Source organism: Mesorhizobium sp. W050, from assembly GCF_054719535.1.
Genome location: NZ_JBTTIH010000001.1, coordinates 4,799,659 through 4,812,453 on the forward strand (window position 1 = coordinate 4,799,659; position 12,795 = coordinate 4,812,453).

The 12,795-nt window shown below is 63.6% G+C and carries 12 protein-coding genes and 1 pseudogene; 6 read left to right on the forward strand and 7 right to left on the reverse strand.

Translation table 11 applies throughout. The features are described from left to right. The first annotated feature begins 77 nt into the window (after positions 1 to 77). Together ACYG9Y_RS23060 and ACYG9Y_RS23065 are read left to right on the forward strand one after the other, a co-directional pair. Positions 78 to 331, forward strand: a pseudogene (locus tag ACYG9Y_RS23060) (BrnT family toxin). Next, positions 318 to 629, forward strand: a complete 312-nt coding sequence (locus ACYG9Y_RS23065) for a BrnA antitoxin family protein (RefSeq protein ID WP_023671384.1) — start codon at positions 318 to 320, stop codon at positions 627 to 629. The pseudogene ACYG9Y_RS23060 and the gene ACYG9Y_RS23065 overlap by 14 nt, the downstream one beginning before the upstream one ends. 10 nt (positions 630 to 639) lie before the next feature. Here ACYG9Y_RS23065 and ACYG9Y_RS23070 read toward each other — a convergent pair whose 3' ends face one another. The 4 genes from ACYG9Y_RS23070 to puuE are packed head-to-tail and all read right to left on the reverse strand — an operon-like array spanning position 640 to position 4,042. Then, positions 640 to 1,233, reverse strand: a complete 594-nt coding sequence (locus ACYG9Y_RS23070; protein WP_023671383.1) for a nucleoside deaminase — start codon at positions 1,231 to 1,233, stop codon at positions 640 to 642. Positions 1,234 to 1,236: 3 nt separating this feature from the next. Further along, positions 1,237 to 1,737, reverse strand: a complete 501-nt coding sequence (locus tag ACYG9Y_RS23075; RefSeq protein ID WP_023694737.1) for an ureidoglycolate lyase — start codon at positions 1,735 to 1,737, stop codon at positions 1,237 to 1,239. Beyond that, positions 1,734 to 2,591: a bifunctional allantoicase/(S)-ureidoglycine aminohydrolase gene (locus ACYG9Y_RS23080; protein WP_444849050.1), complete on the reverse strand. Its 858-nt coding sequence runs from the start codon at positions 2,589 to 2,591 to the stop codon at positions 1,734 to 1,736. Before ACYG9Y_RS23080 ends, ACYG9Y_RS23075 begins: the two co-directional genes overlap by 4 nt. A 32-nt stretch (positions 2,592 to 2,623) precedes the next feature. Then, on the reverse strand, positions 2,624 to 4,042 hold the full coding sequence (gene puuE / locus ACYG9Y_RS23085; protein ID WP_023739642.1) for an allantoinase PuuE: 1,419 nt from the start codon (positions 4,040 to 4,042) through the stop codon (positions 2,624 to 2,626). A 184-nt stretch (positions 4,043 to 4,226) separates the two neighbouring features. Here puuE and uraH point away from each other — a divergent pair, with 184 nt between their 5' ends. From uraH to xdhC, 4 genes are all read left to right on the forward strand, one after another. Beyond that, complete coding sequence (gene uraH, locus ACYG9Y_RS23090) at positions 4,227 to 4,601, forward strand: hydroxyisourate hydrolase (protein ID WP_023694734.1); 375 nt, start codon at positions 4,227 to 4,229, stop codon at positions 4,599 to 4,601. Positions 4,602 to 4,604: 3 nt separating this feature from the next. Next, entirely contained in the window at positions 4,605 to 6,086 is a 1,482-nt protein-coding gene (gene xdhA, locus ACYG9Y_RS23095; RefSeq protein WP_023694733.1) for a xanthine dehydrogenase small subunit, read from the forward strand. Then, entirely contained in the window at positions 6,086 to 8,452 is a 2,367-nt protein-coding gene (gene xdhB / locus ACYG9Y_RS23100) for a xanthine dehydrogenase molybdopterin binding subunit (protein WP_023700409.1), read from the forward strand. Before xdhA ends, xdhB begins: the two co-directional genes overlap by 1 nt. Positions 8,453 to 8,526: 74 nt before the next feature. Next, entirely contained in the window at positions 8,527 to 9,546 is a 1,020-nt protein-coding gene (gene xdhC / locus ACYG9Y_RS23105; RefSeq protein WP_352609094.1) for a xanthine dehydrogenase accessory protein XdhC, read from the forward strand. A 12-nt stretch (positions 9,547 to 9,558) separates the two neighbouring features. Here xdhC and ACYG9Y_RS23110 read toward each other — a convergent pair whose 3' ends face one another. The 3 genes from ACYG9Y_RS23110 to ACYG9Y_RS23120 form a co-directional block, all read right to left on the reverse strand. Next, on the reverse strand, positions 9,559 to 10,809 hold the full coding sequence (locus tag ACYG9Y_RS23110) for an LLM class flavin-dependent oxidoreductase (RefSeq protein WP_023739644.1): 1,251 nt from the start codon (positions 10,807 to 10,809) through the stop codon (positions 9,559 to 9,561). Further along, complete coding sequence (locus ACYG9Y_RS23115) at positions 10,806 to 11,747, reverse strand: LLM class flavin-dependent oxidoreductase (protein WP_023739645.1); 942 nt, start codon at positions 11,745 to 11,747, stop codon at positions 10,806 to 10,808. Before ACYG9Y_RS23115 ends, ACYG9Y_RS23110 begins: the two co-directional genes overlap by 4 nt. Positions 11,748 to 11,854: 107 nt before the next feature. Further along, on the reverse strand, positions 11,855 to 12,775 hold the full coding sequence (locus tag ACYG9Y_RS23120; RefSeq protein WP_023671373.1) for a LysR family transcriptional regulator: 921 nt from the start codon (positions 12,773 to 12,775) through the stop codon (positions 11,855 to 11,857). Between the last annotated feature and the right edge of the window lie 20 nt (positions 12,776 to 12,795).

The following is a 12,795-nucleotide window of genomic DNA, read 5'->3' on the forward strand; positions in this document are numbered from 1 at the left end:
GTTTTGCCCTGATGTTGCAGGATATAATTAATGATTACATTTATTAACTGAACCCAACGTGATGAGGATGGTTTCGCCTGAAAATCGTTTGGGATGAGCCAAAGCGCGTGACGAACCTGGACAGCCGGGGTCCCGATTTTGCCGAACTCGATATTGAGTTTTTTGCGACTTCAACCGTCCTTCCAGCCAAGGCCGACCGGTTCAAGGCGATTGGCGAATTCGGAGAGATCATCCTGGCCGTGATTTTCAAGCCGCTTGGTTCGGAGGCGATTCGGTGATCTCGATGCGCCGTGCCAGCCGAAAGGAAAGGTCAGTATATGAACAATCCTAAATCGCGTGTTCGACCGCTTACCGATGCGGAGGAAGTGGAAATTCAAAGACAAATTGTTGATGATCCCGACGATGCGGAGACGACAGACGAACAGTTGGCGCAAGCCAGGCCTTTCGCGGAAGTGTTTCCAGAACTTTTCGAGAGCATAAGGCGTGCTCGTGGCCGGCCAGCCGTGGAGAAGCCTAAGCAAGTCGTGTCCATCCGTCTGGATCAGGATGTCATCAGTAAATTCAAGGCGACCGGCAAGGGCTGGCAGGCCAGGATCAACGAGGTGCTGAAAAACGCGAAGGTAGGCTAGGCAATCCGCGTCAGTTCAGCGGAATGTCGTTTTCGGACTTGCGCGCCTGATAAGCGCCGGACAGTTCGTCGTAGCGGGTGGAAATATTGCCGATCCTTGCCTCAAGCCGGCCGCGCTCGGCCTCGGGCAGCGCCCGCACCAGCCTGCGAATGGAAAAACTCTTCCAATAAGCGTTCTCGGCATTGTAGCCGCCGGGATCGAGAGTGAAGACCTCTTTCAGGATTTTCAGATCGTGCGGGATCGCAAAGCTGTCGCGTGAATCCTCGTGGCTGAAGAGGTAGTAGAAATTGTCGAAGCCGGTCCAGGTGATCGCCGACAGGCAGAGTGAACAGGGCTCGTGCGTGGCGATGAAGATGGCGTCCTTGGTGTCGACGCGCTCGGCTTTCGGCATTTCATAGAAACGCTTCAGGCAGTGCACCTCGCCATGCCAGAGCGGATTTTCCATCTCGTTGTTGGTTTCGGCCAGCACCAGCGAGCGGTCGCCCTTCCGCAGGATGGCGGCGCCGAACAGCTTGTTCCCATGGGCCACGCCCTCTGCCGTTTTCGGCACGATGTCGTGCTCGATGACATCGAGCAGGCGGTCGATCAGCGATATGTCGGTCATGTCTCAGGTCTCGTTGGGGAGATGGATTTCGTAGGGGTGCGAGAAATGGAACTCTTCGAGGTTGGAGCCGTCACCGCCGCGGTCGACGATGACGAAATCCTGCGCTTCGCCGAGCGGCGTCAGCACGCCGTGCCAGAGATTGCGCGGATAGTTGACGCCTTGCCCGGGTGCGGTGATGAAGGCGTGCGGCTCGCCCGGACCGTCCTTGCCGTCATGGCAGACGACGACCAGGAAAGGCCGCGGCGACAGCGGGATGAACGCCTGGCTGCCTAAGGGATGGCGCTCGACCATGGTCAGCTTCAGCGGCAGGTCGTAAGGCGTGCCGCGCGCCATCGAGATCAGCACGCAGGCATTCGGTCCCGCGGCTTCAGCGGTGGCGAGATTGTGGTAGCGCTCGGTCTTGCCGCCATTGATCGGGTAGTGATTGCCGCCGCCCATGTCGATGACATCGCCGAAGCCGGCAAAGCTTTCGCGGGTCAGCGGCCGCGCTGTGATGCGGGTCACCGCGCGCGACCGCCAATGCCCGCCCCGCCGAGCTTGGCGTGCCGGTTGACGTCCTTGTAAAGGAGATAGCGGAATTTGCCTGGGCCGCCCGCGTAGCAGGCCTGCGGGCAGAAGGCGCGCAGCCACATAAAGTCGCCGGCCTCGACCTCGACCCAGTCCTGGTTGAGGCGGTAGACCGCCTTGCCTTCCAAGACATAGAGCCCGTGCTCCATGACATGCGTCTCGGCAAACGGGATGACGGCGCCGGGCTCGAGCGTGACGATGGTGACATGCATGTCGTGGCGCATGTCGGCCGGATCGACGAAACGGGTGGTCGCCCAGCGACCCTCGGTGCCGGGCATCGGCGTCGGCGCCACTTGCTGGTCACTGCTGAACAGGGCTTCCGGCGCGCCGATGCCGTCGACGGCCTCATAGGCCTTCCTGATCCAGTGGAAGCGTACGGCGTCGCGACTTTCGTTGCGCACCGTCCAGCCGCTGGCCGGCGGCAGGAAGGCAAAACCGCCGGCTTGAAGCACGTGCTTCTTGCCGGCCAGCGAAACGGTCAACTCGCCCTCGACCACGAACAGCACGCCCTCGGCGCCGGCGTCCGGCTCGGGCCGGTCGCTGCCGCCGCCAGGCAGGATCTCGACGATGTACTGCGAAAATGTCTCAGCAAAGCCCGACAGCGGCCTCGCGATGATCCAGGCCCTGGTCTCGTCCCAGAACGGCAGTGGGCTGGTGACGATGTCTTGCATCACCCCCTTGGGGATGACGGCATACGCTTCGGTGAAGACGGCGCGGCCGGTCAAAAGCTCATTTTGGCCGGGATGGCCGCCATGCGGTGCATAATAGGTTTTCTGGTCAGTCTTGATCATATCCATTGGGTCCTGACCCCTCAGTCATTTCATTAGAGCGGGAGCATGTCTTTCAGGCGGAGCAGCGCGATGCGCTCGACCTGTTTGCAGGCGGTATCGAGTTCTACGCCACGGCTGTTGCCGATGCGCGCCTCGAACTCGGCGAGGATCTCCTCCTTGGTCTTGCCCCGCACCGCGATGATGAAGGGAAAGCCGAAGGTGGTGACGTAAGCGGCGTTGAGCTTGGAAAACAGCTCGCGCTCCTTGTCGGTCAGCGCGTCGAGGCCGGCGGAGGCCTGCTCGCGTGTGGATTCCGCAGTGAGGCGTCTCGCTTCGGCCAGTTTGCCAGCGAGATCGGGATGGGCGTTGAGGACGCCGATCCGCTCGGTTTCGCTGGCGGCGCGGAAGACGCGGCAGAGCGCATTGTGCAGGCCGCCGGCGCTGTCATGCGCCGGCCCAAGCTCCAGCTCATAGGCACGTTCGGCGATCCAGGGCGAATGTTCGAACACGCCGCCGAAAGTGTCGACGAAGGTTTCGAACTCCATCTTCGACGGCTTGAGCGCCGCCGGCTGGTAGGGGTGGTTCTTCTGCCAGTGCCTGGCGATATCGATCCGCCGCGCCAGCCAGACCTTGTCGTGCGATTTCACATAGTCGACGAAGCGCTTCAGCGCCGCCACCCGACCAGGACGTCCGACGAGGCGGCAATGCAGGCCGATGTTCATCATCCGCGGCCGGCCCGCTTTGCCCTCGGCAAAGAGCGTGTCGAAACTGTCCTTCAAATAGGCGAAGAACTGGTCGCCGGAATTGAATCCCTGCGGCGTGGCGAAACGCATGTCGTTGGCATCGAGCGTGTAGGGGATGACGAGTTGCGCGCCGCCGCTGTGCTCGAACCAGTAGGGCAGTTCGTCGTCATAAGTGTCCGACACATAGTCGAAGCCGCCCTCTTCGGCCACCAACCCCACCGTATTGACCGAGGTGCGGCCGGTGTACCAGCCGGTCGGCCGTTGGCCCGTCACCTCGTAGTGCAGCTTGATCGCCGCTTCGAGGTCGCGGCGCTCGTCCTCGGCGCTGTGGTCGCGGTAGTCGATCCATTTCAGGCCGTGCGAGGCCATTTCCCAGCCGGCCTCCTGCATCGCCGCCACCTGGTCGGGCGACCGGGCTAATGCTGAGGCGACCCCATAGCAGGTCACCGGCACTTGCGCCTCGCTGAACAGGCGCAGCAGCCGCCAGAAGCCTGCCCGCGCGCCATATTCGTAGATCGATTCCATGTTCCAGTGGCGCAGGCCGACCCAGGGCGCGGCGCCGACGATTTCCGACAGGAAGGCTTCCGAGGCCTTGTCGCCGTGCAGCACGCAGTTCTCGCCGCCTTCCTCGTAGTTGACGACGAATTGGACGGCCACATGCGCACCGCCCGGCCATTTCGGATCCGGCGGATTGGCTCCGTAGCCGCGCATGTCTCTAGAGTAACGCATTGCCCCTCCCCGCCGGACGCTGCCGGAAGTTGTGATCAGGATAGTCGAAAGGGTTGCTCGCGCATTCCCCCGAAATTTTTGAAAGTGTTTTTGTGCCACTCCGCTCGACCGGGACTTATGCATCGCCTTTAATTGGCGCACAATTCACTGCTTTGTTCGGCTGTATCGGAAATGGGAGGCGCCAGTGGCAGAAACGTCGAAAGCCGATGGCGGACGTCTGACGACGCATGTGCTCGACACCGCGACCGGCAAGCCGGCGGCGGGCCTGTCGATCGCGCTTTATCATCTTGAGAGCGACGCGCGGATACATTTGAAGACCGTCGTCACAAATGCCGACGGCCGCTGCGATGCGCCGCTGCTGGCAGGAGCGGAATTCCGCCTCGGCGAATACGAACTGGTGTTCGCCGCCGGTGACTATCTACGCGGCCAGGGCACCAAACTGCCGGAACCGGCCTTCCTCGACAGTGTGCCGATCCGCTTCGGCATGGCGGAATCCGTGCATTATCATGTGCCGTTGCTTATCTCTCCTTATGGCTACTCGACCTACAGGGGGAGCTGACGCATGGCCAAGATCACAATACGCAACGAGATCCGCTTCATCCTCAATGGCAGGGATGTCGCGCTGTCGTCGGTGGCGCCCGACGCGACCTTGCTCGACTGGCTGCGGCTCGACCGCTCGCTGCGCGGCACCAAGGAAGGCTGCGCCGAGGGCGATTGCGGCGCCTGCACGGTCCTGGTCGGAAAATTGTCCGCCGGCAAGCTGGTTTATGAAAGCGTCAACGCCTGCATCCGTTTCCTCGGTTCGCTCGACGGCACCCATGTCGTCACCGTCGAGCATCTGCGCGGCGCGCCTGGCCAATTGCATCCGGTGCAGCAGGCGATGGTCGATTTCCACGCTTCGCAATGCGGCTTCTGCACGCCGGGCTTCGTCATGTCGCTCTACGGCTTGTGGATGAAGTCGCCGGACCCGTCGAATGCGGCGATCGAGAAGGCCTTGCAAGGCAATCTTTGCCGCTGCACCGGCTATGAGGCAATCATGCGCGCCGCGCGTGCCATCTCCAGCTACGGCAAGGCGGCGAAGGATCCGCTGGCGGCCGAGCGCAAGGCGATCACCGCCAGGCTCGAGGCTATGCATGACGGTGCCCGCGTCGAAATCGGCGCCGGCAAGCTGAGGTTGGTCGTCCCGGCCAACGCCGATGATTTCGCCGCTGTACTGGATAAGGAACCCGACGCCACTGTTGTCGCCGGCTCGACCGACGTCGGCCTGTGGGTCACCAAGCACATGCGCGACATCTCACCGGTAGTCTTCATCGGCAATCTCGAGGGGCTGTGCGCGATCTCCGAAGACAATGACGTCATCACCATCGGAGCCGGCGTTACCTACACCGACGCCTTCGCGACACTGGCCAAGCGCATCCCCGCGCTCGGGCCATTGTTCGACCGCATCGGCGGCGAACAGGTACGAAACATGGGCACCATCGGCGGCAACATCGCCAATGGCTCGCCGATCGGCGACACGCCGCCGCCCCTGATCGCGCTTGGTGCGCAACTGACGCTGCGCCGCGGCAAGAAGCGGCGCACCATCGCGCTCGAGGATTTCTTCATCGCCTATGGCAAGCAGGACCGGCAGCCAGGCGAATTCGTCGAGGCCGTGCACGTTCCCGTGCCGGCCAAGGGCACGAAGTTTGCCGTCTACAAGATCACCAAGCGCCGCGACGAGGACATCACCGCAGCCCTTGGCGCCTTTTTCCTCGACCTGGCCAAGGATGGCACGGTGGCCGATGTCTGCATCGCCTATGGCGGCATGGCGGCGACCCCAAAGCGGGCTTTCGGTGTCGAAAAAGCGCTGCTCGGCAAGCCGTGGACGGAGACGACGGTGGAAGCGGCCATGGCTGAATATGCCGGCGATTTCACCCCGCTGACCGATATGCGGGCATCGGCCGAATACCGGGCGCTGGCGGCCAGGAACCTGCTGCTGCGCTTTTTTGCCGAAACCAGCGGCAGCAAGGCGCCGTTCCAGGTGTCACGCAACGAGGCGGCCTGATGAACAAGCACGCCTCTCCAGATCTCAAGGCGCAGAAGATTTCCGGTGGCGTCGCCGCCGACCAGCGCCACGATTCCGCGCACAAGCATGTCAGCGGCAGCGCGGTCTATATCGACGATATGCCGGAACCGGCGGGCATGCTGCATGGCTGCCTCGGCCTGTCCACGGCGACGCATGCGACGATCAGCAAAATGGATCTGTCGGCGGTGCGCGCGGCGCCGGGCGTCGTCGATGTGCTGACGGCCAAGGACGTTCCGGGCGAAAATGACATTTCGCCGACCGGCCGCCACGACGAGCCGGTGCTGGCCGACGACAAGGTGCAGTTTTATGGTCAGCCGATCTTCTGCGTCATTGCCAAGACGCGCGAACAGGCGCGCCGCGCCACCCGGCTGGCCAAGGTCGAATACAGTCCATTGCCTTTCGTCACCGACATTGGCGACCTCGACCCCCGCAAGGACAAGCTGGTCACGCCGCCGCTCACGCTGAAGCGTGGCGATGCCGCTGCCGCGATCAAGGCGGCACCGCGCCGGCTGAAGGGCAAGATGCGCATCGGCGGCCAGGAGCATTTCTATCTGGAAGGCCATATCGCCGTGGCCATTCCCGGCGAGGACCAGGACGTCACCATCTATTCCTCGACCCAGCATCCGAGCGAAGTGCAGCATATGGTCAGCCATGCGCTGGGCGTGCCGAGCAATGCCATCACGGTGGAAATCCGCCGTATGGGCGGTGGCTTCGGCGGGAAGGAGACGCAAGGCAACCAGTTTGCGGCATTGGCGGCGATCGCCGCCAAGAAACACCATCGCGCGGTCAAGATCCGGCCCGACCGTGACGACGACATGATTGCCACCGGCAAGCGCCATGACTTCCTCGTCGACTACGAAGTAGGTTTCGACGACGCCGGCAACATTCTTGGCGTCGACTTCATGTTCGCGGCGCGTTGCGGCTTTTCATCGGACCTGTCCGGCCCGGTCACCGACCGCGCGCTGTTCCATTGCGACAACACCTATTTCTGGCCGGCGGTGCATGCGCAATCGGCGCCGCTTTACACCAACACCGTGTCGAACACGGCGTTTCGCGGCTTCGGCGGCCCGCAAGGCATGGTCGGCGCCGAACGCGTCATCGACGAGGTTGCCTTTGCCGTCGGCAAGGACCCGCTCGAAATCCGCAAGCAGAATTTTTATGGCACCAGTGGTGATAAAGACGGGGGCCGCAACGTCACCCCGTATCACCAGACGGTCGAGGACAACATCATCCACCGCATCGTCGCCGAGCTGGAGGCGAGCGCCGACTATGCGGGGCGCCGCCGCATCATCCAGGCCTTCAACGCCAACAGCCGCTTCATCAAGCGCGGCCTGGCGCTGACGCCGGTCAAATTCGGCATCTCTTTCACGGCCACCCACTACAACCAGGCCGGCGCGCTGGTGCATGTCTACACCGACGGTTCGGTGCATCTGAATCACGGCGGCACCGAGATGGGGCAAGGCCTCTACGTCAAGGTGGCGCAGGTGGTGGCGGAAGAGTTCCAGATCGACCTCGACCAGGTCAAGATCACCGCGACGACCACCGGCAAGGTGCCCAACACTTCGGCCACCGCGGCGTCGTCCGGCACCGACCTCAACGGCATGGCGGCGCAGAACGGCGCCCGCCAGATCAAGGAACGGCTGACCGACTTCGCCGCCGAAAAATACCAGGTGCCGCGCGAGCAGGTGCTTTTCCTGCCCAACCGGGTGCGCATCGGCAACCAGGAGATCGCCTTCACCGACCTTGTCAAGCAGGCCTATATGGCCCGCATCCAACTGTCGGCGGCGGGTTTTTACAAGACGCCGAAAATCCACTGGAACCGTGACAAGGGCGAGGGCCGTCCGTTCTATTATTTCGCCTATGGCGCCTCGTGCTCGGAAGTCTCGGTCGACACGCTGACCGGCGAATATGTCGTCGAGCGCACCGACATATTGCATGAAACCGGCCGCTCGCTGAACCGCGCCATCGATCTCGGCCAGATCGAGGGCGGCTTCATCCAGGGCATGGGCTGGCTGACGACGGAGGAGCTGTGGTGGGACGACAAGGGCCGGCTGCGCACGCATGCGCCGTCGACCTATAAGATCCCGCTCGCGTCCGACCGGCCGAAGATATTCAACGTCACGCTGGCCGACTGGCCGGAGGCCAACGAGCCGACGGTGCACCGTTCCAAGGCGGTCGGCGAACCGCCCTTCCCGCTCGGCATGTCTGTGCTGCATGCGCTGTCGGACGCGGTGGCAAGTGTGGCCGATCATAAGGTCTGTCCGCGTCTCGACGCTCCTGCAACACCAGAACGGGTGCTGATGGCGATCGAACGGTTGAAGGGTGAAGCCGAGAATAGCGCCTGACTCTGACCTGGATTCTGGCAAAACGTGCAATTCAGACTGAAAAACTCTATATTTCCCGTACGGGAATGCGAAATATGAACTCGAAAGTGCAAAGCCTCAGAGCTTTTCTCGCCAGCGCCGGCCGGCTTGCTCTGGTCGAAGTGGCCGGCACCAAAGGCTCGACTCCGCGCGAGAAGGGCGCCTTCATGCTCGTATCGCAGGCGGCGATTTTTGGCACGATCGGCGGCGGTCAGCTCGAGTACATGGCGATCGACAAGGCGAGGCAGATGGTGGGGTCTTCACCCTCCCCCTTGTGGGGAGGGTCGGCCGGCGAAGCCGGCCGGGGTGGGGGTGCGGACGATCGTGCCAAGCCACCCCGTTTCGCGGACGCCGCCACGCGGCGTCCGCTCACCGACCCTCCCCACAAGGGGGAGGGTAAAGAAGCCCGCATCGGCTTCGACGAAGTCTGCGCCACGCTTGACGTGCCGCTAGGTCCCGAGATCGGCCAGTGCTGCGGCGGGCGCGTCGAAGTCTTGATCCGTATCGTCGATGCCGCGCTTGCTGCCGAGCTGATTGCGGCCGCAGAAGCCGAGGAAGCCCACCTGCCGCATGTCTATATGTTCGGCGGCGGCCATGTCGGCCAGGCGCTGGCCGCGACGGTAGCACTTCTTCCCGTGCATGGCGTCGTCATTGAGACGCGGGCCGAAGCGCTGGAAGACATGCCGGAGACGGTCGAGAGGCGGCTGACGCCGATGCCCGAGGCCGAGGTGCGAAACGCTCCCGCCGGCACCGCCTTCGCCATCCTCACCCACGACCATGCGCTGGATTTCCTCATCGTCGCCGAGGCGCTGAAGCGCGACGACGCGGCCTATGTCGGCATGATCGGCTCGAAAACCAAGAGAGCGACGTTCAGGAACTGGTTCCTGAAATCGGCGGATGGCACGGAGGCTGAGTTGGCCCGCCTCGTCTCCCCGATCGGCGGCGACGCCGTCAGGGACAAGCGCCCGCCGGTGATCGCGGCGCTCGCGGCAGCCGAGATCATGACGGCACTGGTCGTTCACAACACCGCGCCGAATGCCGACCATGAAGTCCAGCACAAGATGATGGCCGGCTAAGCTTCGGCGCGGCTAAGCAGGCCGCTTCAGGCCAAGATGATCTCGCAAGGTGCTGCCTTCGTATTCCCGACGGAACAGTCCGCGCCGCTGCAGTTCCGGCACCACGAGTTCGCAAAAGGCATCGAGCTCGCCGGGGAAGTATGACGGCATGACGTTGAAGCCGTCCGCGCCGCCGCCCTCGAACCGCGCCTGCAATTCGTCAGCGATCTGCACCGGCGTGCCGACGATACGCCAGTGGCCACGTGCGCCGGCGAAATGGCGCGCAAGCTGGCGGATCGACAGGCCGTCGCGGCGCGATTGTTCGATGACCAGCGCCTGGCGGCTTTTCATGCCCTCGGTCTCCGGCAGTTCGGGCAGCGGTCCGTCGATCGGATAGCTCCCGAGATCGGAGATGCTGAGATAGCTGGACAGCAGCGCCACGCCGACATCGTCCGGGATCAGCGCCTGCAATTCCTCCTGTTTCTCCCGCGCTTCGGCCTCGGTGTCTGCCACCACCGGGGAGACGCCGGGCATGATCTTGATGTCGTCGGGTTCTCGCCCATAGGCCGCCATACGGCCCCTGAGGTCGTCGTAAAAGGCCTTGGCTTCCTCGAGGGTCTGCGCCGCCGTGAACACGACGTCGGCCGTGCGTGCGGCAAGGTCGCGGCCGACATCCGAGGCGCCGGCCTGCACCATCACCGGCGCGCCCTGCGGCGAGCGCGGCAGGTCGAGCGGGTCGCGCACCGAAAAGCTCTGGCCGTTGTGGCCGTGAAAGCCACTGCCTTGCCAAAGTCCTGATACCACCTCGGCGAATTCGCGCGCCCGCTCGTAGCGGTCGGCATGCGGTTTCAGGCCCGTCGCGCCGAAATTGGCGGCTTCGATGGGGCTGGCCGACGTCACCAGGTTCCAGCCAGCCCGGCCACCACTCAGATGATCGATCGAGAGAAAGGTGCGCGCCAGACCGTAGGGCTCGTTGTAGCTGGTCGAGGCCGTCGAAACGAGGCCGATGCGGCTGGTCTGGACGGCGAGCGCGGACAGCAGGCTGATCGGCTCGAAGCCGATCGAGCGTGAGGTCTGGCTGGCGATGCCGACATTGGCTTCGCGCAGGCCGGCGGCGTCCTCGCAGAACACCATGTCGAACTTCGCCGCTTCCGCCGTGCGCGCCAGCCGGATGTAATGATCGATGTCGATGCCTGCCGTGACATGCGCCTTGGGGTGACGCCAGGCGGCGATGTGGTGGCCCGTCGCCCACAGGAAGGCGCCAAGCTTCATCTGGCGGGTCATTGCGCTCCTCCGGCAAGTCTGAGATGCGAGCGCAAGGTGGTGCCGGGATAATCCGGGCGGACGAGGCCGCGGCGCTGCAATTCCGGCAGCACGCGGCCGATGAAACCGTCAATCGCCGCAGGCGGTATTGCGATGTTGAACCCGTCGCAGCTTTGCGAGCTGAACCATGTTTCGAGCGCGTTGGCAGCGACATCTGCGCCAACGTTCAGCAGCAGCTTGACCGCACCCGGATCGCGTCCGCAGGCCACAACGCGGCGCTTGAGATCGTCATGGCGCGCCTTGGGGTCCTTTGTGGGTCTGTCCAGCAGGACGACATCGGCAGTGCGGGCGGCGATATCCAGGTCGGCCTCGGACAGGCCGGACAGCACCAGCACCGGCGTATCCTGCGGCGAGCGCGCGACGTTCAGCGGCCCGCGCACGGAGAAAAATTCGCCCTTGTGGTCGAGCAGGTGCATTTTTTCGGGATCGTGGAAGCGGCCGCCGATCTTGTCGAACAGCAGCGCGTCGGCATCCCAGCCCTGCCACAGGCGCTGAACGATGCCGATGTATTCCTGCGTGCGGCGGCGGAACACATCGTCGGAAAATCCATCCGGCCGGCTGAAATTGGCGGCTTCCCGTGGCGCCTGCGCCATGGTCGCGTGCCAGCCGGCGCGGCCATGGCTGATGATGTCGAGCGAAGCAAAACGGCGCGCCAGATTGTACGGCTGGTGAGCCACCGTCGAGGCTGCAGCGACAAGGCCGATCCGACTTGTCACCGTCGCCAGCGCCGCCAGCAAGGTCGTCGCTTCGAAAGAACTCGACCCGGCGCTGTTCGGCGCGGAATCATCGAGGACAATCATGTCCAGCCCCGCCGCTTCCGCTTGCTTGGCAAAGCCGGCCAGGTCGCTAAACCCGAGCGGCTGCCCGGAAGTAATGTTGAGCGAAACGGCAAGATGCATTGTGGCTTGCTGGTCAGTCGGCATGGGACCATCGATCATAGGGCGGCGTATTCGAACCTAAGGTCACCTGCTTGTAAGACAACCCTGGCGACTGGGCCAACAGCCCCTCACTTGCCGGCCAGCAAATCCTTGATCAGCCGCTGGCAACGCTCGGCCATGAAGTCGAGCAACAGCCGCACCTTTGGATCCTGCAGCTTCTTGTGCGGATAGACGGCGGCGAACTGCACCGGCGTTGGCGGCGTGCTGGCCAGGATGACCTGCAGCCGCCGGTCGCGGATGAAGGGTTCGACCTCGAAGCGCGGCTTGTTGATGATGCCGCGGCCCGACAGCGCCCAGCCGGTCAGCACATCGCCATCGTCGGTGTCGTAGGGGCCGTGCACCTCGAATTTCTGCGGGCCGGACGGCGTCTGCAGCGTCCAGACATATTCGCGCGCCCCGGAATAGCGCAGCATCAGGCAGTCGTGCTTCTTGCCGATCAGCTCCTGTGGCTCCACCGGCTCGCCGCGCGCTTCGAGATATTTCGGTGCCGCCACCAGCACGCGTTCACATTCCATGATGCCGCGCATCCGCAGGCTGGAATCCTCGATGATGCCGAGCTTGAAGGCGACGTCGATGCCTTCCTTCATGATGTCGATATTGTGGTCGGAGAGCCTCAGCCGCACCTCGATATCGGGGTATTTGTCGTGGAAATCCGGAATGCCCGACGCCACCAGCCGCCGTCCGAGGCCGAGCGGTGCGGTCACCTTGATGGTGCCGCGCGGTTGGCCGGAAAGCGCCGAAACCGCGGCTTCCGCCTCGGTGATAGCCTCCAGCACCTGCTTGGCGCCGGAGTAGAACACCGTGCCATGCTCCGTCGGCATCAATTGCCGTGTGGTGCGGTTGAACAGCCGCACGCCGAGGTGTTTTTCCAGCTCCTTGATGCGGTTGGAGGCGACCGCCGGCGAAATGCGCATGTCGCGGCCCGCCGCCGAGAGATTGCCAAGCTCGACGACGCGGACGAAGACGGCGATGTTGTCGAGATAGGCCATTCGTGGCTCTTTATGTGGCG